The following is a 22,451-nucleotide window of genomic DNA, read 5'->3' on the forward strand; positions in this document are numbered from 1 at the left end:
CCGGGGCTCTGGGCAGGGCCGCCCCGCCGCCGGGGCCGGGCGGCCACGGCCCCCGCCCGGCCCACGCCGACCGGCCCCGGTCCGCCCGAAGGGGTGGACCGGGGCCGGGGCGTTCCCCCGTACGACCGACCGGCTACTCGCTGGCGATCGCGTTCAGGACGTTCATCCGGCCCGCCCGGAAGGCCGGGACCAGCGCGGCCAGCAGGCCGACCAGGGCGGAGCCGGCGAAGACTCCGAGGATCGTCGGCCACGGGATCTCGAGGATCTTCATGCCCTGCAGTGCGAGGAGCTGGTGGGCGGTGGCGCCCCAGCCCATGCCGAGCCCGAGGCCCAGCAGGGCGCCGAAGAGGGCGATGACCACCGACTCCAGGCGGATCATGCGGCGCAGCTGGCGGCGGGAGAGGCCGATGGCGCGCATCAGGCCGATCTCGCGGGTCCGCTCGACCACCGAGAGGGCCAGGGTGTTCACCACGCCCAGGACCGCGACGATGATCGCGAGGGCGAGGAGTGCGTAGACCACGTTCAGCAGCTGGCCGACCTGGTCCTTCAGGGCCTGCTTGTAGTCCGTCTGGTTGAGCACCTGGTACTGCGGGTACTCGGCCAGGTCCGCCTTGACCGCCTTGTACGCGGCGTCGTCCTGGCCGTCCTTCGCGGTGGCCAGCAGCATGAAGGGCCTCGGCAGCTTGTCGGCCGGCACGTTGGCCTCGGCGACTGCGGTGCTGATGTACTTCATGCCCTTGTCGAGGTTCGAGTCGTCGCTGGTGATCCCCGCGACCTCGAGCTTGACGGTCTTGCCGCCGGTGAAGGCGACCGTCAGCTCGTCGCCGAGCTTCACCTGGTGCTTCGTGGCGTACTCGGAGCCCACCGACATCGAGCCCGGAGCGTACGCCGCCGCGTGCTCCCCCGCGACCATCTTGCGGCGGACGTCCTTGGCGTAGGTGGGGTCCTGGGCCCCGATCGCGTCGAGTTCGGTGGTGCCGTCGGGAGCGGTGATCTTGGCGTCCACCTCGCGGTAGGCCGTGACGTGCGCCAGGCCCCCGTTCTTGCGCAGTGCCTCCTCGGCCTGCGGTACGACCGGCTGACCGGTCATGGACTGGACGATGTAGTCCGCGCCGACCGTCTTGTCGAGCTCGTCGGTGGCCGAGGCCACCATCGAGGAGCCGACCACCGACAGGCAGGCGACCAGGGCCAAGCCGATCATCAGCGCGGCCGCGGTGGCGCCGGTGCGGCGCGGGTTGCGCAGCGCGTTGCGCTCGGCGAGCCGGCCTACGGAACCGAAGGGCCGCAGTACCGGGGCGGCCAGGGCCCGGACCACGACACCGGCGAGGAGCGGGCCGATCACGATGAAGCCTATGAGGGTGAACAGGACGCCCAGGCCCAGCCACTGGGCTCCGGTGCCGGCGGCGTCGGCGGTACCGGCGAGGTACAGGGCCGCGGCGCCGATGGCGGTGAGGCTCAGGCCGACGGCGGCCCGGATCCGGCCCGCCTTCTTGTCGCCGGGGGTGCCGGACTCGCGCAGGGCCGCCATCGGGGAGACCTTGCCGGCCCGGCGGGCCGGTATGAAGGCGGAGACGACGGTGACGACGACGCCGAGCACGATGCCGACGACCGGGGTGGTCCAGGCGATCGTCAGGTCCTCGGTGGACAGGCTCATGCCCAGCTGGCTCATGAGCTGCATCAGCCCCACCGCCAGGCCGATGCCCGCGGCGACACCGAGGAGCGAGCCGACCACACCGAGCAGCAGCGCCTCGATGACCACGGACTTGAGCACCTGGCCGCTGTCGGCGCCGATGGCCCGCATCAGGCCGATCTCACGGGTGCGCTGGGCGACCAGCATCGAGAAGGTGTTGAAGATCAGGAAGATCCCGACGAGGAAGGCGATCGCGGCGAAGCCGAGCATCACCCACTTCATGATGTCGAGGAAGTCCATGTTCTTGCGGTTGTCGTCCGCGGCTTCCTTGGCGGTCTGCAGCTTGTAGGTGTCGGCGCCGACGGCGGCGGCGACATTCTGCTTGAGCTGGGCGTCGCTCACACCGGCCTTGGCGGTGACGTTGACGTGCGTGAAGGCGTCCGGGGCGCCGAGCAGCTTCCGCTGCGCGGTGGCGGTGTCGAAGTAGACGACGGTGGCACCCGGGTTGGTGACGGTGAAGGCGGCGATTCCGGTGATCTTGGAGCGGACGTCGCCGGTGACGGCGATGGTGCGGATGTCGTCACCGAGTCCGAGGTGGTGCTTCTTCGCGGTGTCGCTGTCGATCATCACGTCGGTGGGGCCGCGCGGGGCCTGCCCCTCGATGATCTTCATCGATTTCAGTTCGTTCTCGGTCCAGTTGCCCGCGAAGGTCGGGGCTCCCGTGGTCGAGCCGAGGTTCTCGTTCTTGGAGTTGACGACGGTGACCGCCATCGAGGAGACCCCGCCCTCGGCGGACTTCACTCCCTCGGCCTTCTTCACCTGCTCGACGAGCGAGCCGGCCAGCGCCTGGGGCTTGCCGGTGTCGGGGGTGTCCCCGCTGTTCTCGGCCTCCTTCGGGGTGACCGTGACATTGGAGTTGGTGACCGCGAACAGCTTGTCGAAGGTGGTGTTCATGGTGTCCGTGAACACCAGGGTGCCGCAGACGAAGGCGACGGAGAGCATGACGGCAACGGCGGAGAGCGCCATCCGTCCCTTGTGCGCGAAGAAGTTTCGCCGCGCGGTCTTCATGACGGTCATGAGGTCCGCCCACGGGCGTCGAAGTCCTTCATGCGGTCCAGGACCTGGTCGGCGGTGGGCCTGTGCATCTCGTCCACGATCCGGCCGTCGGCGAGGAAGATGACGCGGTCGGCGTAGGAGGCGGCGACCGGGTCGTGGGTGACCATGACGATGGTCTGGCCCAGTTCGTTGACCGAGCGGCGCAGGAAGCCGAGCACTTCCGCGCCGGCCCGGGAGTCGAGGTTTCCGGTGGGCTCGTCGCCGAAGATGATCTGGGGCCGGGAGGCCAGGGCGCGGGCGACCGCCACGCGCTGCTGCTGGCCGCCGGAGAGCTCGGTCGGACGGTGCTTGAGGCGGCCCGCCAGGCCCACGGTCTCCACGACCCGGTTCAGCCACTCCGCGTCGGGCTTGCGGCCCGCGATGTCCATGGGGAGCGTGATGTTCTCCAGGGCGTTGAGCGTCGGAAGCAGGTTGAAGGCCTGGAAGATGAAGCCGATCCGGTCGCGGCGCAGCTGCGTGAGCTTCTTGTCCTTCAGACCGGTGATCTCGGTGTCGTCCAGGTGGATCTGGCCGCTCGTGACCGTGTCCAGGCCGGCCAGGCAGTGCATCAGTGTGGACTTGCCGGAGCCCGAGGGACCCATGATCGCGGTGAACTGGCCGCGCTGGATGTCCACGTCCACCGAGTCGAGGGCGACGACCCGCGTCTCGCCGGAGCCGTAGGCCTTGACGACCTTCCGCGCCCGTGCCGCGACGGCCTCATGCCCTCCAGTACCCCCGTGCCTGGTTTCGGTCATAGCCGTTGTCACGGTGCTTCCCCTCGCTTGATGCCTACGGTCGTCGGTTCGTTTCGAAAGTCTGCTGCCGGGGGGTCTACGGCGCGCTGGTGCCAATCGCCGTATCCGTAGGGGTGCTAGCCCTACCCCCGGACTCCCGCCCTGTAGAAACCAGTTAAAGACTTCCGCGGCCGTTCCTCCTCCTCCCCTGGGACGAAGCGTCCCTGGACCCTTGTGAGGACGAACCCCTAGGGGTTCTCGCCCGTTGGGACGAGGCGCCCTGGGGGATACCACCCCGCGACGCCGCAGTGAGAGGGTGTCTGCGCAGGTACGCACGGGGGAAGGGTTTTTCATGGGCTCAGGGGAGAGCACGGGCGCGAGTACCGACGGCAGCGCCGGAGGCATACCCCCCGGAGGCCCGGCCGGACCCGGAGGCCCGGCCTCCGCCACGGCGGGTACGGACAAGCCGGCGGCCGCCCCGCCCGGGCGGCCCCGTAAGGCCGTCGTCGCCGCCCTGATGCTGACCATGGGCCTCGTCGCCCTCGACAGCGTCGTCGTCGCGACCGCCGTCCCGCAGATCGTCGGCGACCTCGGCGGCTTCTCCGTCTTCTCCTGGCTCTTCTCGGGCTACATCCTGGCCGCGACGGTCACCCTGCCCGTCTACGGCAAGCTCTCCGACACCTACGGCCGCAAGCCCGTCCTGCTCCTCGGCATCAGCCTCTTCCTGCTCGGCTCGCTGCTCTGCGCGACCGCCTGGAACATGGCCGCCCTCATCGCCTTCCGGATCCTCCAGGGCCTGGGCGGCGGCGCTCTGCAGGGCACCGTCCAGACCCTGGCCGCCGATCTCTACCCGCTCAGGGAACGCCCGCGCATCCAGGCCCGGATGTCCACGGTCTGGGCCACCTCGGCGCTGACCGGCCCGGCGCTCGGCGGGCTGATCGCCACGTACACCGACTGGCGCTGGATCTTCCTGCTCAACCTGCCGGTGGCCGCCGCCGCCCTGTGGATCATCAGCCGCCACCTGGTCGAGCCCACCCGGGCCCCCGGCCGTACGGGCCCCGTCGACTGGGCGGGAGCCCTCGCCGTCTTCGCCTGCGGAGGGCTGCTGCTCTTCGCGCTGGTACAGGGCGGGGTCGCCTGGCCCTGGCTGTCCACGCCCTCGCTGGGGCTGCTCGCAGCCGCCGCCGTACTGGGCGTGCTCGTCGTCTGGATCGAACGCCGGGCCGCGCAGCCCATCCTGCCCGGCTGGGTGTGGCGCCGGCGCACCATCGCCGCCGTCAACCTCGCCATGGCCGGGCTCGGCCTGCTGATGGTCGCCCCGATGGTGTTCATGCCGACGTACGCCCAGGCCGTACTGGGCCTCGGCCCCACCGGCGCCGGCCTGGTCACCTCCGCGATGACCCTGAGCTGGCCCATCAGCGCCGCTCTCGCCCAGCACGTCTACCGGCGCATCGGCTTCCGCAACACCGCCGCCACCGGGGTCGGGCTGGCCACCCTCATCCTCGGCTCCTTCACCCTGCTCCCCTACCCCGCCCCGGTCTGGCAGCCCGTACTGATCATGCTGCTGCTGGGCGGGGCCCTCGGCCTCTTCCAGCTCCCGCTGATCGTCGGCGTCCAGTCCACGGTGGGCTGGGAGGAGCGCGGCACCACGACGGCCTCGGTGCTGTTCTGCCGCAACGTCGGGCAGAGCGTGGGCGCGGCGCTGCTGGGGGCCGTCGCCAACGCCACCATCGCCGGCCGGCTGGCGGACGCCCCCGTATCCGGGCTCCCCTCGAACCTGGACGACGTGTCCAAGGCCCTGACCCACCCGGGCCTCCTCCCCCCGGACGCCGCCGCGTACCTGCGCCGGGCGGTGGCCGTCGCCGGGGACCACGTCTTCCTCGGCGCGACACTGGCGGCGGCCGCGTCGGCGCTGGTGCTGCTGCTGGTGGCGCCGCGACGGTTCCCGGTGCTGCCGGAGCAGCGGGAGGGGTGAGGGCCGCCGGCGGGTGGCCGGCCCCGAACCCCTCGGCTTGTCATGCTCGGGCCGAGGCGGTAACTCTCTGCGGAGACAACTCCCGGGGGGACCACACCACATGACGTCCGCGCTCTTCGCACTCGCCTTACTGGCCGCCCTGGCGGGCCCGATCGTCCTACGCATCCTGCAGCACCCCGGCTTCGTCACCGGCCGCGACGGACGCCTCTCCACCTCGACCACGCTCGCCCTGGCCTGGACGGTGGTCCTGGTCTGGCTGCTCGTGGCGACCCTCGGCTACGGGCTCACCGCGGGCGGCGGCGTCGACTGGTTCCAGGGCCCCGACGGGCCCCTGTCCGCACTGACCACCGTGTACCTCCCGCTGCTCGGAGGCCCGTACACCGCCCTCATCGCGGCGAAGGCGGTGGTCGGCACGCGGGTGGAGCGGGGCTCCATGGCCAAACCGGCACCGAAGGGCACCAAGCCGCGCCCGCTGCACGACCTGATCTCGAACGACGGCGGGCGGACCGACCTGGTCGACCTGCAGTACGTCGCGCTGAGCGCGGTCACGATGCTCTACGTGCTGGGGTTCTTCCTGACCGATGTGGGCGGCGGGCTGCCGAAGCTCCCGGACGAGATGTGGGTGCTGACCGCGGCGCCGGCCGGGGCGTACCTCCTGAACAAGGCGGCGCTGCGGGGCAATCCGGTGATCACGCAGGTGTCGGTGACGGACGGATTGCTGAGCGTCGAGGGCGGCGGCTTCGGGGACGCCCCCCGGATCGAGGTGGACGGCACCGTCCTGCCGACCGCCGTCTCCCCGGCGGGGGTCCTGTCGGCCCCCCTTCCCCCTGAGGCGCCGCCGGCCTTCTCGGTGGTCGTCAGCGTGCGTGGGCTCCGCAGCGACCCGGCGGCCTACGCTCCCCGCCCCGACCCCGTCGCCGGCTGACCCGCTGCGCGGGCGCTGTCCGGGGGCACCTCCCGGTGGCAGCCGGGGGGGGCTCAGCCCTCTGCCGGGGCTCGGCCCGTCAGGGCGGCCAGGCTGGAGCGGACGTGGTTCATGTGGGCTCGCATCTCGTCCTGGGACTCCCCGTGCTCCCGCAGGATCCGCTCCGTCTCCCGCCCGGCCCGCTCCTCCCGGACCCTCGCCTCCGCGATCAGCTCCGCCGCCTTCGCCTCCGCGTCCTCCTGGCCGTGCCGCGCCGCCTCCTGGGACTGCGCGAACTCCCGCTTCGCCTCCGCCAGCCGGGACTGCGCGTACCGCTCCAGCTCGGCGTGCCGGGACTCCAGTTCGGCCTCCCGCGCCGCCCGCTCCCGCTCCGCCGCGTCCCAGCGCTCCACGTGTTCCTGCTCGCGCTCCGCGAGCAGCGCGTCCGCCCGGCGGCCCGTGTCCGCCAGCGCCGCCTGCGCCTCCGCCCGCCACGCCGACGCGTCGTCCCGCGCCTCCGCCCGTGCGTCGTCCGCCTCGCGGCCCGCCCGCAGCAGCCCCTGGCGGGCCCGGACCTCCGTCTGCTCGCGCACCGCCTCCGCGTCGTCGCGCGCCAGCTCGGTCACCCGCTCGGCGTGCGCCTCGGCGGCGCCCGCCGTCGCCAGCGCGTCCGCCCGCGCGTCGCCCCGTAGGGTCCCGGCCTCCTCCTCGGCCAGCAGCAGAATCCGGCGGGCGCGTTCACCGAGCTCCGCGTACGTCTGCGGGGCCAGTCCGGAGACCTCCACGCGCAGCCGTTCCGCGTCCGCTTCCATCTGCTTGGCCAGCACGGTCAGCCGGGCCACCCGCTCCCAGGCCTCGTCCCGGCTTCCCGACAGCCGGGCGAGGTACCGGTCCACCTCTTCCGCCCGGTAGCCACGGCCACGCACGGTCGTAAAGGGTGCACTCATCCTGGAAGCGCCTCTCTCGCGGGGGTTCCAGCCAAGGATGCGTCATTTGCTCCCAGAAGCCCGAATGGCCGGGCCGAGACCCCGTTCGAGGGTCACGACCCGGCCATCCGGATCAGCGGAGGATCAGTGCGGGGTCAGAGGAGCCCGTCCCACATCTGCTCCAGCAGTACCGACCACCAGTTCTCCGGCGACGACAGCGCCGCGCTGTCCAGTCCCGCCAGATTCGCCTGGAAATCGACGGTCCAGCGGCCCGCCTGCTCCGGCGTCAGATGCTGGCGCAGCCGCCACATGTGGCCCAGCATCGCCAGCGACCGTACGAACTGCGGCAGCGAGGAGTTCACGAACTGCGGGGGTACCGGCGCCCCGCCCGGACCGCTCTCCACCGGCACCGCCACGATGTGCGCGGTCCCGTACTGCACGCACAGCGCCTTGCCGAAGTCGCTGCCCACCACCAGGTACGAGCCCGCGTCCGAGGCCGGCTGCACCTGCCGCTGCGCCGCCAGCTCGGCCAGCGTCGGCAGCGGGGCACCCGGTACGGCCTGGGCCCAGAAGAACGGCCCGAAGTCCACCGGCAGACCCGACCACATCAGCGTCTGCGCCACGATCTCCGGCACACCCTGCCGGGACACCGCGCGCTGCTCGAAGCGGAACACTCCCTGCGGCCCGAAGGCCCCCGCCAGCTCCTGTGCGATCGCGTCCAGCGGGATCGCCGGCTGCAACGGCACCTGCGCAAGCGGTGCACGCGCCGGCGCGGGGCGCGCCGGCCCGTCCGCCACCTGGTGCAGTTCGCCCTGGTGGGTCAGCAGGTGCCGCATGCCCTGCTGCCGGCCGGCGTGGTCCGTCCCGTACGGGGCCACGCTCGTGATCCGGACCTGCGGCCAGGTCTCCCGGATCATGCGCGCGCAGTAGCCGCCGGGCAGCTCGCACGACGCCAGCTCGGTGTGCAGCTCCAGTACCTGCTGCGGGGGCACGTTCATGGCCCGCAGCTCGTACAGGATCTGCCACTCCGGGTGCGGGGTGCCGGGCGCGGAACGCCGGATGAGCTGCTGCTCGGAACCGTCGGGAGCCCGGTAGCGCAGCACTGCCTGGTAGCCGGGGCCGACCGTGGGCGCGCCGGAAGCGGCCGCCTGCGGCGTCCGGTCCGCACGGCCCTGCGGCGCGGGGCCCGGCGGGCCGGGAGGGCCGGGCGGCTGCCCGGTCACGGCCGGACCGGCAAGCATCGTCGCGGCGTGGTCCAGCCCGCCGCCGGGCGCACCGGGAGCGCCGGGCGCCCCCGGCGGACCGGGCGGCTGGGGTACGCCGGGACCCGCGAGCATCGTGGCCGCGTGGTGCGCGCCACCGCCGGGCGCACCGGGGGGACCGGGCGGCCCGGGCGGCTGCCCGGCTCCCGGAGCGCCGGGCGGGCCGGGCGGCTGGGGTGCGCCGGGGCCGGCCAGCATGGTGGCGGCGTACGCGTCGCCGCGCCCTCCGGACGCTCCAGGCGTACCGGGAGCCCCTGGCGGAGCGGGAGGTCCGGGCGGCCGGCCGGTCACGGCCGGGCCCGCCAGCATGGTCGCGGCATGGTCCAGCCCGCCGCCGGGCGCACCGGGAGCCCCCGGGGCTCCGGGCGGACCCGGCGGCGCGGGCTGCTGCGGACCGCCGGGGCCCGCCAGCATGGTCGCGGCGTACGAGGGCGACTGGCCGCCGCCCGGCGTGCCGGGCGGACCCGGCGGAGTCAGGGGCGCGGGTGCTCCGGGCCGGTTGACCCGGGCCTTGCTCGTCGGCGCGTCGGCGATGTCCCCGCCGGACGCCGAGCCGGGACCCGAAACCGGACCGGACGCCGAACCGGAACCGGAACCGGCAGCCTGTCCGGACCCCGCCCCCTGCCCCGACCCCGACCCCGACTGGGGGTCCAGCGCCGGCACGACGGCGGTCTTCGGCAGTTCGCTGCCCCTGGGCATCAGGGTCGTGCGCGCCTCCGGGCCCGCCGCCGGCCGCGCCGGGGCGTCGTCCAGGTCCGACCCGGACAGCGGCGGCGCGAACACCGTCGCCGGCAGCGGTACGGACACGGAGTCCGCGGCGTTCACGTCGGTCCCGGCCCACGGTGTGGCCCCGGCCGGAACCGCGGCGGGCACCCCGTCGTTGGCGGTCGGCTCGTAGGGGACCTCTCCCCCGCGGCGCAGCGGCACCGGCTCCGCGGCGGCCGCCTCGACAGCGGCCGGAGCGGTCTGCCCGACCGGGGCCGAGGGGGCCGCGGGAGGGGCGGGCGCGACCGGAGCCGGCGGGATTCCCGCCCGGTCCGCCGCCTCCTGCAGCCACTCGGGCGGACTCAGCATGAAGGAGGTCTGCTCCGAGTCGATGCGCGGCACCGGCACCGAAGCCTCGGCCTGCGCGGCCGACGCCCCGTACTCCTCCTCGTAGCGGCGGATCACCTCACCCACCGGCAGGCCGGGCCAGAGCGTCACCTCCCCGCTGTCCCGCGCGACGACCAGCCGCTGCCGGCCGCCTCCGGACACCGGGCCGGCCGGGCGGTCCTCCGCCCACAGCACGAAACCGAGTCCGAACTCCCGTACGCGCACCTCGCGGTGCTGGTACGCGGGTACGTCCCCGTTGATCCACTCCTCGGCGCGCTCCTGCGCCTGCGCAAACGTCACCATCGCGCCGTCACCCCTCCACCGGCGTGGACGCCGGACCGGCGCCCGCGGGCGAACCCGCGGGCGAACCCGCGGCCGAACCCGGACCCGTCACGGGAACCGAGCGTGCGAATCCGCCGTCCACCATCAGACCGGCCACCGTTTCCAGTTCCGGCGGATTGCCCGCCAGCCGCTCCAGGAAGGCGTCGAAATCCGTACCGCACGGCAGCAGCAGCCGCTCCACGCGTTCCTGCACCGACCAGCCGTCCTGGTCGCGGGCATCGTCGTACGGCGAGAACCAGACCGAGCCGACCGCCTCACCGCGCACCTTCACCGCGATGAGCCCGCCCTGCGCGAAGGCCACGCACAGGTAGTCCTTGGTCAGATGGTCCCGCAGGCACTTGTTGACGTAGACGAGGTCGTTGACCGCCGCCTCCTCGCGCACCGTGAAGAACGGCTGGTCCACCAGCAGTCCCAGTTCCACGTCCAGCCCCGTGCCCACCGGCGCGCAGCCGCCCGCCGCCTTCAGGAAGGAGCGGTAGGACTCCGGGAGCCGGTAGCCGAGGTCCTCCTCGACGCCCTGGACCTGCTGCTCGGACACCGAGACCAGCGTCTTGGGCAGCCCCAGGTGCACCGGGCGCGCCTCCTGCAACGGCCTCGTCCCGCGCTTGCCGTGGTCCACCCCCGCCGTCGCCAGACCGGCGTGGTGCCTCAGCAGGGCCTTCACCTCGACCGGGACCAGCTCCATCCGGCGCGTACCGGACACGTGGTGCCAGGTCCAGCCGTGCGGGGTCGACACCGGGCCGACCGTGTCCCACAGTTCGTGGCCGGTTGCCCGCATGGCCGCGTTCGCGGACACGCAGTCCGTCAGGCGCAGCTCGTCCACGCCGAAGCCCTCCGGCGGGTCGGCGATCTCGACCGCCGCGCGCGCGTACAGCGCGAAGTCGGGGTGCCCGTTCTCCTCGATGCGGACTCCGTGGGGATGGCGCGCGGCCCGGACGGGGTCCGGGAAATGCACGACCTGCCCCGAATAAGCGGCGTTGGGTGGCGCGGCCTGATGCCCGAGCCGACCTGTCGTCATGGCGGTAGCCCCCTGCTGGATCTGGCTGGTTCACCACAGCCTATGTGCTCCGGCAAGGGCGTCACCCGCGCGTCTGCGGGGACCCCGTGCGACGGGCTGGAAGATCCGAATTGATACGAATATCCGACCCCGCTTCCACATGTCCGGAGACATTTGACAGGCTGTCCCCACAGCACGGGGGCGTGCGCGACAGCGGTCAGCACCGCGGCCACGGGAGGGAAAGCCCAACCATGCAGAACACGGCGACACGTACAGAAGCGGGCGACGCCCACTCAGGAGCCCCGGGAGCTCCGGGATCCACGGGCGCCCGGGGAACGGCAGGCCCGGCCGGCCCCACGGGAACCGGCGCCCCGGCGGACGTCCCGGCGCAGGCCCGTTCCGGGGCCGACGGCGCCGCCGCGGCCGCGGCGCACGGATCCGCGGCCGGTTCCGCGGCCGATCCCGGAGTCCCGCCCGCCCAGGGCCCCGGCGATCCCCGCCTGCGCTGGGGCGGCGGTGACGGCCGCCCCGCCGTGCCCACGCTCCGATTCCGCCGCGACGGGATCCTGCCCACCGTGGCCGCCGCCCTGTCCGTACGCGGCGAGACCCTCACCGGCACCGCCGGGAAGGCGGACCTGCCGCCCGTCCTGCACGCCCTCGTACAGGATTTCCTCGACACCCTCACGAGCGGCCAGCGCGAACGATTCACCGGCCGGTGTCCGGAGGCGATCCTGCTCTCCCGCCACCTCGCCAACGTCGAGGGCGCCCGCAGCAAGCGCGCCTCGCGCAAGCCCCTCACCCCCAGCGAGGCCCGCCGCTCCCTGAAGCACTCGAAGATCACCGCCCGCCGCATCCGCGAGGACGGCGACCCGCTCCACGGCAGCTACGCACCGCCCTGCCGCTCCTGCGAGGCCCTCCTCGCCCACTTCGGCGTACGCCCCGTCGACCTCAGCCACCGCGAGTAGCCGCCATGACGACGACCTCCGCTTCCTACGCCCGCTCCTCGGCCACCCGCTTCCCCGTCGCCGTGGACTCCGCCCTGCGCACCGCCGGCTGGGAGCCGGGCCGCTGGGACATCAAGCAGGCCGAGTACTGGGCCGACGCCCTGCGCGACCACACCACCCCCGCCGGGCACCGCCACACCGTCTTCCCGGCCGCCGTCGAAGCGTGGGCGGAGTTCGGGAACCTCACCGTCACCGCCCCGGGCCCCGGCCGCCAGATCGCGCCCACCGCGATACGCCTGGACCCCCTCACGGGCCTCCACCTCGCCCGCACCTTCGCGGACCTCGGCCGCGCCCTGTCCACGCAGCTCTGCCCGCTCGGCGTCGAGGCCGACACGCACCTGGCCGGAGGGGGCGCCCACCTCGCCCTCGACCGCGAGGGCCGCGTCTACTGCGTGGACCACACCGGCGACTGGTACCTCGGCGGCAGCCTCGACGAGGCCCTCACCCTGCTCCTCACCGGCCTCCAGCCGACCCGCCTGACGACGGGCTAGGTCGTCTCGTCCGGATCTTGCCCGGCAAGATCCGGAAGGGACTGCCTAACCGCCCAGCTCGGGCAGGGGCTCCCCGGCCGCCGGGTAGCGGCCCTGCTCCAGCCGGAACAGGTAGGCGCGCAGGTCCCCGGCGAGAGTGCCCTCCAGGTACGCCCCGAACTCCCGCGCCCCCACGGCGGCGTCCCGGTCGGCCGGGTGGACGCTGTCCCCGTACTCCGCCAGCGTGGCCGTCAGGTGTTCCGCGACCCGGGCCCGGTCGGCCCACCACCGGCGCACCGCGGCCGGGGTCCCCGCAGGTCCCCGTCGTACGCGTACTCCTGGAAGGGCTCCTCGTCGGCGGCGTCGACCAGCTGCCTGAGCTCGTCCGGATTCCGGGGCTGCCGGAAGACGTACTCGAGGTTGCCCTCGCTGCTCGCCGCGTACATCACGTTGGCCGGCGCGTTCAGCCGCCCGGTCCAGCACGTGTCCGTCTCGGCCGTGTAGAAGGGGCCCGGCACGTTCAGCCAGAGCCTCTTCTCCCACCGTCCCTGGAACAGCTTCCGGTCCTCGCCCGTCAGCTCGACCACCGGATCCCAGCCCACCGTCATCCCGCTCTCCCCCTGTCCACCGCGCCTCACAGCTCCGGCAGCCGCTCCCCGGCCTCCGGATACCGGCCTTCCTCCAGCCGGAAAACATACGCCCGCAGATCGCCGGCGAGGCCACCTCCCAGATATCCCTGAAAGTCCCGCACACCTGCGGCCGCCTCGGCCACCACCGCGTAGTCGTTGGCCTCGAAGTCCGCGAGCGATTCGGCCAGGTGCTCGGCGACCCGTCCCCGGCCCGCCCACCAGGAGCGGACCTCGGCCGGGGTCCAGTGCAGGTCTCCGTCGCAGCCGTACTCCCCGCGGACTTCGGCCCAGGCGGCCTCGGCCACCGCCCGCACCTGCGCGGGATTCTTCGGCTGCCGGAACACGTACTCGGCGCAGTACGCACTCTCCGCCGCGTACAGCACGTTGTCCGGGGCTTCCATGCGTCCGGTCCAGCAGTTGTCAGTCGTCCCCGTCCAGAACGGCCCGGGGACGTTCAGCCAGAGCCGCTCCCCTTCGTGCCCGCCCGTCCGGAAGGATTTCCGCTCCTCCTCCGTCAGCTCGGCCGCCGGATCCCACCCCATGCGCCCTACCCCCGCTCGCTCGGCAGGACCGCCGAGACCTTGAACCCGCCCGCGTCCGTCGGTCCGCACACGAACACCCCGCCCAGCCGGAGCACCCGCTCCCGCATGCCCAGCAGGCCGTTCCCGCCGCTCGGCAGCCCCGGCTCGGCCGCCTTGCCGTCGCACGGGCCGTTCTCCACCTGCATGGCCACCTCACCCTGCCGGTGTGCCAGCCGTACGGTGACCCGTGCGCCCGCGGCGTGCTTGTGGCAGTTGGTCAGCGCCTCCTGCACCACCCGGTAGGCGGTCTGCTCGACCTCCGCCACGTACACCGAGTACTCCCCGCGCACATCCAGCTCCACGGCCATCCCGGCCGCCCGCGACTGCCCGACCAGTGCCTCCAGCTCGCCCAGTGTCGGGCCGTCCTCGAAACCCGCCACCAGCGCCACCGGCGCCGACACGGCCGCCGGCTTGGCCGGCTCCGCCCGCAGCACGCCGAGCATCTCCCGCAGCTCCGTCAGCGCCTGCCGCCCCATGTCCCCGACCAGCGCGGCGTTCTTCACGGCCTTGGCGGGGTCCTTGACCGCGATCGCCTGCAGCGCCGCCGCGTGCACCACCATGAGCGACACCCGGTGTGCCACGACGTCGTGCATCTCCCGGGCGATCCGGGTCCGCTCCTCCGTACGGGCCCACTCGGCCCGTTCCTCGGCCCGGTCCGCGAGCAGCGACAGCTCCCGCTCCAGCGAGTCCGCCCGCTCCTCCAGGCTCTCCATCAGCCGTCTGCGGGCCGCCGTGTACAGCCCGAGCAGGATCGGCGGCACGGTCAGCGCCACCGCCACGAACACGGACAGCACGATGACGAGCGTGCGGCTGGCCCCCTCGTCCCCGCTGGTGCGCATGTACATCACCACGAAGGTCGCGGCCAGGGACATCGCACCCAGCGTCGCGGTGATCCGCCGGGGCACCTCGGAGGTGGCGAGCGTGTAGAGCCCGACCACCCCCAGCAGGAACCCCATCGCCGCGGGCGACACGGCGATCCCCACCAGCACCACGGCGATCGGCCAGCGCCGCCGCAGTACGAGCACCGAGCCGATCACGAGCCCGAACAGCACCCCGGAGAAGACCGGGATCCCGGCCTCATGGGCGAAGGTGACTCCCTCCACCCCGCACTCGACGGCGGACACCCCGCCGAGCCCCACGTCCAACACGGCCGATCTGCGCCGTTCCCACCACAGGGGCCCGTCCCGTCCGGCCCCCGCCTCTCCCTGCTCTTCCCCCGTACTGGTCATGCCGTCCAGCGTACGCAGCGGCCCCGGTCCACAGGCGACCGGAAATCCCGCCGAACGGCTCGGATTTGTACCGTCGCATTCAGGGCGCCCGGTGCGGCATAGTAGGTGCCGTCGACTCAACCATCAGGGCGAGATGTCCGGTTTAGTTGATTAATCCCCTGTGGTGTAATTGGCAGCACTGAGGCTTTTGGTGCCTTAAGTCCGGGTTCGAGTCCTGGCGGGGGAGCACAGCCGGTCCGGGTCCCGACCAACAAGGCCGGGGCCCTGCCTCGTTTAGGGCCTCAAACCCACCGGTATCCTTCACGGGTCCACCACCCGAAGCCGAAGGGCACACCCGTGAGCGCCAACCGCCCGGCAGCCGTCGTCGTACTCGCAGCGGGTGAAGGCACCCGCATGAAGTCGGCCACACCCAAGGTTCTGCACGAGATCAGCGGGCGTTCGCTCGTCGGTCACGTCGTCGCCGCCTCCCGCGAGCTGGACCCGAACCACCTCGTCGTCGTCGTCGGCCACGCCCGCGAACAGGTCACCGCGCACCTCGCCGCGATCGACACCGATGTCCGCACCGCGGTCCAGTTCGAGCAGAACGGCACCGGGCACGCAGTCCGGATGGCCCTCGAAGAGCTGGGCGGCCAGCCCGCCGGCACCGTGGTCGTCGTCTGCGGCGACACCCCGCTGCTGACCGGCGAGACACTCGCCGCCCTGACTGCCACGCACGAGTCCGACGGCAACGCCGTCACCGTGCTGACCGCCGAGGTCCCCGACTCCACCGGCTACGGCCGGATCGTCCGCGGCGACGACGGGGCGGTCACCGGCATCGTCGAGCACAAGGACGCCACCGACGCCCAGCGCGCCATCCGCGAGATCAACTCCGGGGTCTTCGCCTTCGACGGCGCCCTCCTCGCGGACGCGCTCGGCAAGGTCCGCACCGACAACAGCCAGGGCGAGGAGTACCTCACCGACGTACTCGGCATCCTGCGCGAAGCCGGCCACCGTGTCGGCGCGGCCGTGGGCGCGGACCACCGGCAGATCCTCGGGATCAACAACCGGGTTCAGCTCGCCGAGGCCCGCGCGCTGCTGAACGCCCGTCTGCTGGAGCGCGCCATGCTCGCCGGCGTGACGATCGTCGACCCGGCGAGCACGCTCGTCGACGTGACGGTGACTTTCGGCCAGGACGCCATCGTGCACCCCGGCACCCAGCTGCTCGGCACCACGCACATCGCCGAGGGCGCCGAGGTCGGCCCCAACACCCGCCTGAAGGACACCCGCGTCGGCGCGGGCGCCCGGGTGGACAACACGGTGGCGGACACCGCCGTCGTCGGCGAGTCCGCGAGCGTCGGACCCTTCGCGTACCTGCGTCCGGGCACGAACCTGGGCGCCAAGGCCAAGGCCGGTACGTACGTGGAGATGAAGAACGCGACGATCGGCGAGGGCACCAAGGTCCCGCACCTGTCCTACGTCGGCGACGCGACGATCGGCGACTACACGAACATCGGCGCGGCCAGCGTCTTCGTGAACTACGACGGTGAGCACAAGCACCACACGACCGTCGGCTCACACTGCAAGACCGGTTCGGACAACATGTTTGTGGCGCCCGTCACCATCGGGGACGGCGCCTACACGGCCGCCGGATCCGTGATCACCAAGGACGTGCCGCCCGGCGCCCTCGCCGTGGCCCGTGGCCAGCAGCGGAATATCGAGGGCTGGGTGGCCCGCAAGCGTCCGGGGAGTGCGGCTGCCACGGCGGCTCAGTCGGCAGTCGACGAGGACTCCGCCCAACGCTGAGGTGAACTGACCGGAAACGGCTGCGCCCGAGACGGCGTACCGTGATAGGTGAACGCAATTCGGCTGGCTCACCGTGTGCGGGACGGACGCACATGGGGGCGAGCAGCTTTCCCACGTCTGAGGAGACAGTGCTGTGACCGGGATCAAGACGACCGGCGAGAAGAAGCTGATGCTCTTCTCCGGCCGCGCCCACCCCGAGCTGGCCGAGGAGGTCGCGCACCAGCTCGGTGTCGGCCTCGTGCCGACCAAGGCTTTCGACTTCGCGAACGGCGAGATCTACGTCCGCTTCCAGGAGTCGGCGCGTGGCGCGGACTGCTTCCTGATCCAGAGCCACACGGCTCCGATCAACAAGTGGATCATGGAGCAGCTGATCATGATCGACGCGCTCAAGCGCGCGTCGGCACGCTCCATCACCGTGATCGTCCCGTCCTACGGCTACGCCCGCCAGGACAAGAAGCACAAGGGCCGCGAGCCGATCTCGGCCCGACTGGTCGCGGACCTGCTGAAGACCGCGGGTGCGGACCGCATCCTCACGGTCGATCTGCACACCGACCAGATCCAGGGCTTCTTCGACGGCCCGGTCGACCACCTTTCGGCCCTGTCGGTCCTCGCGGACTACGTGGGTGCCAAGGTCGACCGCTCCAAGCTGACGATCGTCTCCCCGGACGCCGGCCGCGTGCGCGTCGCCGACCGCTGGTGCGACCGTCTGGACGCGCCGCTGGCGATCGTGCACAAGCGTCGCGACAAGGACGTCGCCAACCAGGTGACCGTCCACGAGGTCGTCGGTGAGGTCAAGGGCCGCGTCTGCGTCCTGGTCGACGACATGATCGACACGGGTGGCACCATCTGCGCCGCCGCCGACGCGCTCTTCGCGCACGGCGCGGAGGACGTCATCGTGACGGCCACGCACGGCATCCTGTCGGGCCCGGCCGCCGACCGCCTGAAGAACTCCAAGGTCAGCGAGTTCGTGTTCACGAACACCCTGCCGGACCCGTCCGACCTGGAGCTCGACAAGATCACGGTGCTGTCCATCGCCCCGATGATCGCCCGCGCCGTGCGCGAGGTCTTCGAGGACGGCTCGGTCACCAGCCTGTTCGAAGAGCAGCAGTAGGCACAGCGGTACAGCGCTAGATCGTTTTTGGGTACGGCCTTCCCGCCGGGTACACTCCTCGAGTTGCTCGGCGAGGGAGGCCGTACCTGTTTCCGAACAGGTTCCGGTGCTCCGTTATCGACGCGCTCTTCGTAGCAGGCCGTGTTCCGGCCGGGTGACGTTCGAGTTCCTTTCCGTCACCCCACGAGGAGTGAGCATGTCCGAGGTCAAGCTTTCCGCCAAGACCCGCACCCAGTTCGGCAAGGGCGCTGCCCGTCAGGCCCGTCGCGACGGTCTCGTTCCCGGAGTCATCTACGGCCACGGCACCGACCCGAAGCACGTCGACGTCGAGGGCCACGGCCTGGCGCTGGCGCTGCGTACCGCCAACGTCCTGCTCTCCCTGGACATCGACGGCGGCGGCACCGAGCTGGTCATCCCGAAGGCCGTGCAGAAGTACCCGCTGAAGCGCTCGATCTCCCACGTCGACTACCTGATCGTCAAGAAGGGCGAGAAGGTCACCGTCGACGTCGCGATCGTCACCGAGGGCGAGCTGGCCGCCGGTAACAACATGCTGGAGACCCTCCAGAACACGATCTCCGTCGAGGCCGAGGCCACCAACATCCCGACCGAGGTCACCGTCTCCATCGCGGGCCTCGAGGCCGGCGCCACCGTGCACGCGAAGGACCTGGTCCTTCCGGCCGGCACCACCCTGGCCGTCGACGGCGACCTCGCCGTCCTGCAGGTCGTCGCCCCGCAGGGCGAGGAGCCGGCCGCCGAGGGTGCGGGCACCGAGGCCTGAGCCTCGCGCCCCTCTCTCAGCACTTGCTGAACGACCGCCGTCCGGCTCCACTGGAGCGGGACGGCGGTCGTCTTCGTATAAGGAGCTTTTGATGTCGGACGACGCGGCGCCCTGGCTGATCGTGGGTCTCGGTAACCCGGGTGCGGAGTACGCGGGCAACCGCCACAACATCGGCTTCATGGTGGCCGATCTGCTGGCGGAGCGGATGCGCGGCAAGTTCAAGGCGCACAAGGCCCGCGCACAGGTGGTCGAGGGCCGGATGGGCCCGCCGGGGCCTTCGAACCGGCGCGTCGTGCTGGCCAAGCCCCAGTCGTTCATGAACCTGTCCGGCGGCCCGGTGACCGCGCTGCGGGACTTCTACAAGGTGCCGCTCGACAAGATCATCGCGGTCCACGACGAGCTGGACATCGACTACCCGACCCTGCGGCTGAAGCTGGGCGGCGGGGACAACGGCCACAACGGGCTGAAGTCGATGACGAAGTCCATGGGCCCGGACTACCACCGGGTGCGGTGCGGCATCGGCCGGCCGCCGGGCCGGATGCAGGTCGCGGACTTCGTCCTGAAGGACTTCTCCTCCACGGAGCGCAAGGAGCTGGACTGGTTCGTGGACCGTTCGGCGGACGCCGTGGAGTGCCTGATCGAGGAGGGTCTGGAGCGCGCGCAGTCCACCTACAACAGCTGAGGCGGACAGCTGAGGCCGACAACCGCGGCCCAAAGCCGGGCCCACGACGGAGCCCCCGCCACCGGATCGATCCGGTGGCGGGGGCTCCGTCGTGGAAGGGGCAGGGGCTCAGCCGGTGTTGCGCAGGCCCGCCGCGACACCGTTGACGGTCAGGAGCAGGGCCCGGGACAGGACCGGGTCCGCTTCCTCGCCACGCTCGGCGGCCGCCCGCTGGCGGGCCAGCAGGGAGACCTGGAGGTAGGAGATCGGGTCCAGGTAGGCGTCGCGGACCGAGAAGGTCTGCTGGAGCACCGGGTTGGAGTCGAGGAGCTGCTCGCCTCCGGTGATCCGCAGGACCTCGCGGACGGTGAGCTCGTGCTCGGCCTCGATGCGGGCGAAGACGTGCTTGAGCTCGTCGGGCACGAGGGTGTCGACGTAGTGCCGGGCGATCCGCAGGTCCGTCTTGGCCAGCGTCATCTCGACGTTGGAGAGGAAGTTGCGGAAGAAGTGCCAGCGCTCGCCCATCTCGCCGAGGGCCGCGTCCTGGCCGGCCTCGCGCAGGGCCTTGAGGCCCGAGCCGACGCCGTACCAGCCGGGGACGATCTGGCGGGACTGGGTCCAGCCGAAGACCCACGGGATCGCACGCAGTCCGTCGAGCCCGGCGCCGGAGTCGGGGCGGCGCGAGGGGCGCGAGCCCAGGTGCAGGTCGGCGAGCTGGTCGACGGGGGTGGCCGCGAAGAAGTACGCGGGCAGGTCCGGGTCCTCGACCAGCTCGCGGTAGGCGTCGTGCGCGGCGTCCGAGACGATGTCCATGGCGGCGTCCCAGCGGGCCAGGTCGTCGTCGGACTGGCGCGGGGCGGTGTGCAGGGCGGAGGCCTGGAGGGTGGCCGCGACGGTCAGCTCAAGGTTCTCGCGGGCCAGCGAGGGGACGAGGTACTTGTCGGAGATGACCTCGCCCTGCTCGGTGACCTTGATCTCGCCCTCCAGGGTGCCCCAGGGCTGCGCGAGGATCGCGTCGTGCGAGGGGCCGCCACCGCGGCCGACGGTGCCGCCGCGGCCGTGGAAGAGGCGCAGGCGCACTCCGTAGCGGTGGGCCACGTCGCGCAGCCGGCGCTGGGCGCGGTGGATCTCCCACTGGGAGGTGGTGATACCGCCGAACTTCGAGGAGTCGGAGTACCCGAGCATGACCTCCTGGACGTCGCCGCGCAGGGAGACGAGGCGCCGGTAGGAGGGGTCGGCGAGCATCTCGTCGAGGATGACGTCGGCGGCCTTGAGCTCGTCGGTGGTCTCCAGCAGCGGGACGATGCCGATCTTGGCCCAGCCGCCGTGGAGGTCGATGAGGCCGGCCTCGCGGGCGAGGACGGCTGCGGCGAAGACGTCGTCGGCGCCCTGGCACATCGAGATGATGTAGGACTCGATGACCTCGGGGCCGAACTTCTCGAAGGCGTCCTTGATGGCGCCGAAGACGCCGAGGGTCTTCTGCCCGGCGGCGTCGAGCGGGGCCGGGGTGGGCGCCAGCGGGCGGCGCGAGCGCAGCTCCTTGGCCAGGAGCCGGCCGCGGTAGTCGCGCGGCATGTCGGCGTAGCGCCAGGACTCCTCGCCGAGCCGGTCGAAGAGCTGGCCCAGCGCGTGGTGGTGGGCGTCCGCGTGCTCGCGTACGTCCATGGTGGCGAGCTGGAGGCCGAAGGCGGCCAGCGTGCGGATGGTGCGGTCCATGCGGCCGTCGGCGAAGAGCGCGCCGCGGTGTTCGCGCAGGGAGGTCTGGATGAGGGTGAGGTCGGTGAGCAGCTCGGCGGTGCCGAGGTAGTCGCGCCCTTCCTCGTGCGGGATGCCCTTGGCGAGGCGCTCGCGGGTGTTGAGGAGCTTCTGCCGGACGCAGGTGGCCTTGAGGCGGTACGGCTCCTCGGCGTTCAGCCGCTTGTAGCGCGGGCTGATCTCGGGGAGGCGTTCCAGGTCGGCCTGGAGGGAGGTGAGGAGTTCCTCGGTGGCGCCGGTGTAGCGGATGGAGTTCGACAGCAGTCCGCGCAGGAAGTCGATGAGTTCCAGGGCGTCGGTGATGCCGTGCTCGTGCTGGAGGATCAGCACGTCCCGGGTCACGTCGGGGGTGACGTTGGGGTTGCCGTCGCGGTCGCCGCCGATCCAGGTGCCGAAGGTGAGCGGACGGGTACCGGCCGGGATCTCGATGCCGACGCGCTGGAGCTCGGCGGCGAGGTCCTCGAGTACGTCGCCCACCGCGCCGGCGTGCAGCTCGTCGAGGTAGTAGATCGCGTTGCGGGCCTCGTCGGCGGGCTCGGGACGGACCACGCGCAGTTCGTCGGTCTGCCAGACGAGGTCGATGTTCTCGGCGAGGCGCAGGTCGTGGCGGCGGCGCTCGCCGGCGCCCGCGACGGGCTCTTCCAGGAGGGCCGCGATGCGGCGCAGCTTGCCCAGGACGCTGCGGCGGGCCGCTTCGGTGGGGTGCGCGGTGAAGACGGGGCGGACGTTGAGGTTCTTGACCGTCTCGCGCAGGTGCTCGGGGTCGGCGTCCTTCAGCATGTCGGCCGTGCGGGCCAGCAGACCGCCCTCGGCGGCGCGGTGGGCGCGCAGCTCCTTGCCGCGGTGCACCTGCTCGGTGACGTTGGCGAGGTGGAAGTACGTGGAGAAGGCGCGCACCAGCTTGGCGGCGGTCTCCAGGTCGGTGTCGCCGAGCAGCTCGGCGGCCGCGATGCCGTCGGTGCGCGTGAGGGCTCGGACGCGTTCGACCAGGTCGAGGAGGTCTTGGCCCTCCTGACGTACGAGGGTCTCGCCGAGGAGGTCGCCGAGGCGGCGGATGTCCGCACGCAGCTCGGCATTGGCAGCGCCGGAGGTGGACGCGGCGTTGGTCGAGTGGGCCTGGTCGGCACTGCTCACAGGTGCGGCTCCTTGCAGTGTTTCGAGCGCTACTGGGAGGTGGGCCCCGGATGCGCGCGGTGGTGGCCGTCCGGACCTGGGTCCGGCGGTGCCACCGCTCCTGATGCGCAGCTCGGGCTGCCCGTGCGGACCGCGCTGTCCGACGACACCAGGATAGGTGGCCCGTACCGGTGACCAGGTCCCTGTGTCACCTAGCGGGACGACGGCCCTCGGGCGCGGGCCGATGGGCCCGGGCGAAGCACCGTGGGACCGGGGGTGCAGTGCCGTGGGACCGGCGGGCGCGGCGCCCTGGGGCCGGGGGCGCGGCGGCGCCGTGGAACCGGGCTCCGGGCGCGCTCCTCTTGCCCCGCCAGGGACCTT

General features: G+C 72.3%; 18 protein-coding genes and 1 tRNA gene. 9 read left to right on the forward strand and 10 right to left on the reverse strand.

What is annotated here, in order from left to right:
• Positions 1–133: 133 nt before the first annotated feature.
• Both OTB20_RS13655 and OTB20_RS13660 read right to left on the reverse strand, forming a co-directional pair.
• Complete coding sequence (locus OTB20_RS13655) at positions 134–2,707, reverse strand: ABC transporter permease (protein ID WP_267817473.1); 2,574 nt, start codon at positions 2,705–2,707, stop codon at positions 134–136.
• Positions 2,704–3,480 carry an ABC transporter ATP-binding protein gene (locus tag OTB20_RS13660; RefSeq protein ID WP_420716385.1) on the reverse strand — a complete coding sequence of 259 codons (777 nt, stop codon included), beginning with the start codon at positions 3,478–3,480 and terminating at the stop codon, positions 2,704–2,706. The genes OTB20_RS13655 and OTB20_RS13660 overlap by 4 nt, the downstream gene beginning before the upstream one ends.
• A gap of 331 nt (positions 3,481–3,811) precedes the next feature.
• Between OTB20_RS13660 and OTB20_RS13665 the strand changes: the two genes are divergently transcribed.
• Both OTB20_RS13665 and OTB20_RS13670 read left to right on the forward strand, forming a co-directional pair.
• Positions 3,812–5,434: an MFS transporter gene (locus OTB20_RS13665; protein ID WP_267817475.1), complete on the forward strand. Its 1,623-nt coding sequence runs from the start codon at positions 3,812–3,814 to the stop codon at positions 5,432–5,434.
• A 100-nt stretch (positions 5,435–5,534) separates the two neighbouring features.
• The gene (locus tag OTB20_RS13670) at positions 5,535–6,359 is read left to right on the forward strand and encodes a hypothetical protein (protein ID WP_267817477.1); all 825 of its coding nucleotides are present in this window, start codon (positions 5,535–5,537) and stop codon (positions 6,357–6,359) included.
• A gap of 53 nt (positions 6,360–6,412) precedes the next feature.
• On the opposite strand, the gene OTB20_RS13675 is transcribed toward OTB20_RS13670, so the two are convergent.
• The 3 genes from OTB20_RS13675 to OTB20_RS13685 form a co-directional block, all read right to left on the reverse strand.
• On the reverse strand, positions 6,413–7,285 hold the full coding sequence (locus tag OTB20_RS13675) for a DivIVA domain-containing protein (protein ID WP_267817479.1): 873 nt from the start codon (positions 7,283–7,285) through the stop codon (positions 6,413–6,415).
• Positions 7,286–7,419: 134 nt separating this feature from the next.
• Positions 7,420–9,921, reverse strand: a complete 2,502-nt coding sequence (locus OTB20_RS13680) for an SUKH-4 family immunity protein (RefSeq protein ID WP_267817481.1) — start codon at positions 9,919–9,921, stop codon at positions 7,420–7,422.
• Positions 9,922–9,928: 7 nt separating this feature from the next.
• Positions 9,929–10,978, reverse strand: coding sequence for an SMI1/KNR4 family protein (locus OTB20_RS13685; RefSeq protein WP_267817483.1), 1,050 nt, complete (start codon positions 10,976–10,978; stop codon positions 9,929–9,931).
• A 479-nt stretch (positions 10,979–11,457) separates the two neighbouring features.
• On the opposite strand from OTB20_RS13685, the gene OTB20_RS13690 reads away from it, so the two are divergent.
• Both OTB20_RS13690 and OTB20_RS13695 read left to right on the forward strand, forming a co-directional pair.
• Complete coding sequence (locus tag OTB20_RS13690) at positions 11,458–11,922, forward strand: YwqJ-related putative deaminase (RefSeq protein WP_267817592.1); 465 nt, start codon at positions 11,458–11,460, stop codon at positions 11,920–11,922.
• A gap of 5 nt (positions 11,923–11,927) precedes the next feature.
• Positions 11,928–12,452 (forward strand): SUKH-3 domain-containing protein, encoded by a 525-nt coding sequence (locus tag OTB20_RS13695; RefSeq protein ID WP_267756481.1) that lies wholly within the window; start codon positions 11,928–11,930, stop codon positions 12,450–12,452.
• A 45-nt stretch (positions 12,453–12,497) separates the two neighbouring features.
• Here OTB20_RS13695 and OTB20_RS13700 read toward each other — a convergent pair whose 3' ends face one another.
• Genes OTB20_RS13700 through OTB20_RS13715 form a run of 4 tightly spaced genes read right to left on the reverse strand, consistent with a single transcriptional unit; the run spans position 12,498 to position 14,870 of the window.
• Positions 12,498–12,728 carry a hypothetical protein gene (locus OTB20_RS13700; RefSeq protein WP_267817485.1) on the reverse strand — a complete coding sequence of 77 codons (231 nt, stop codon included), beginning with the start codon at positions 12,726–12,728 and terminating at the stop codon, positions 12,498–12,500.
• Positions 12,683–13,039, reverse strand: coding sequence for a hypothetical protein (locus tag OTB20_RS13705; RefSeq protein WP_267817487.1), 357 nt, complete (start codon positions 13,037–13,039; stop codon positions 12,683–12,685). Before OTB20_RS13705 ends, OTB20_RS13700 begins: the two co-directional genes overlap by 46 nt.
• Positions 13,040–13,065: 26 nt before the next feature.
• Entirely contained in the window at positions 13,066–13,602 is a 537-nt protein-coding gene (locus OTB20_RS13710) for a hypothetical protein (RefSeq protein ID WP_267817489.1), read from the reverse strand.
• Positions 13,603–13,607: 5 nt separating this feature from the next.
• Entirely contained in the window at positions 13,608–14,870 is a 1,263-nt protein-coding gene (locus tag OTB20_RS13715) for a sensor histidine kinase (RefSeq protein WP_267817491.1), read from the reverse strand.
• A 154-nt stretch (positions 14,871–15,024) separates the two neighbouring features.
• Here OTB20_RS13715 and OTB20_RS13720 point away from each other — a divergent pair.
• From OTB20_RS13720 to pth, 5 genes are all read left to right on the forward strand, one after another.
• A tRNA-Gln gene (locus tag OTB20_RS13720) sits at positions 15,025–15,096 on the forward strand.
• Between the two features lie 110 nt (positions 15,097–15,206).
• The gene (glmU, locus tag OTB20_RS13725; RefSeq protein WP_267817493.1) at positions 15,207–16,652 is read left to right on the forward strand and encodes a bifunctional UDP-N-acetylglucosamine diphosphorylase/glucosamine-1-phosphate N-acetyltransferase GlmU; all 1,446 of its coding nucleotides are present in this window, start codon (positions 15,207–15,209) and stop codon (positions 16,650–16,652) included.
• A gap of 133 nt (positions 16,653–16,785) precedes the next feature.
• Positions 16,786–17,763: a ribose-phosphate diphosphokinase gene (locus tag OTB20_RS13730; protein ID WP_112451977.1), complete on the forward strand. Its 978-nt coding sequence runs from the start codon at positions 16,786–16,788 to the stop codon at positions 17,761–17,763.
• A gap of 196 nt (positions 17,764–17,959) precedes the next feature.
• The gene (locus OTB20_RS13735; RefSeq protein ID WP_267817494.1) at positions 17,960–18,541 is read left to right on the forward strand and encodes a 50S ribosomal protein L25/general stress protein Ctc; all 582 of its coding nucleotides are present in this window, start codon (positions 17,960–17,962) and stop codon (positions 18,539–18,541) included.
• 91 nt (positions 18,542–18,632) lie between these two features.
• Positions 18,633–19,223 (forward strand): aminoacyl-tRNA hydrolase, encoded by a 591-nt coding sequence (gene pth, locus OTB20_RS13740; RefSeq protein ID WP_267817495.1) that lies wholly within the window; start codon positions 18,633–18,635, stop codon positions 19,221–19,223.
• 108 nt (positions 19,224–19,331) lie between these two features.
• Here the strand turns inward: pth and ppc are convergent, their stop codons facing one another.
• Positions 19,332–22,091: a phosphoenolpyruvate carboxylase gene (gene ppc, locus OTB20_RS13745; RefSeq protein WP_420716386.1), complete on the reverse strand. Its 2,760-nt coding sequence runs from the start codon at positions 22,089–22,091 to the stop codon at positions 19,332–19,334.
• Between the last annotated feature and the right edge of the window lie 360 nt (positions 22,092–22,451).

This window comes from Streptomyces sp. H27-H1 (genome assembly GCF_026627445.1).
In the GTDB taxonomy this organism is placed as follows: Bacteria; Actinomycetota; Actinomycetes; order Streptomycetales; family Streptomycetaceae; genus Streptomyces.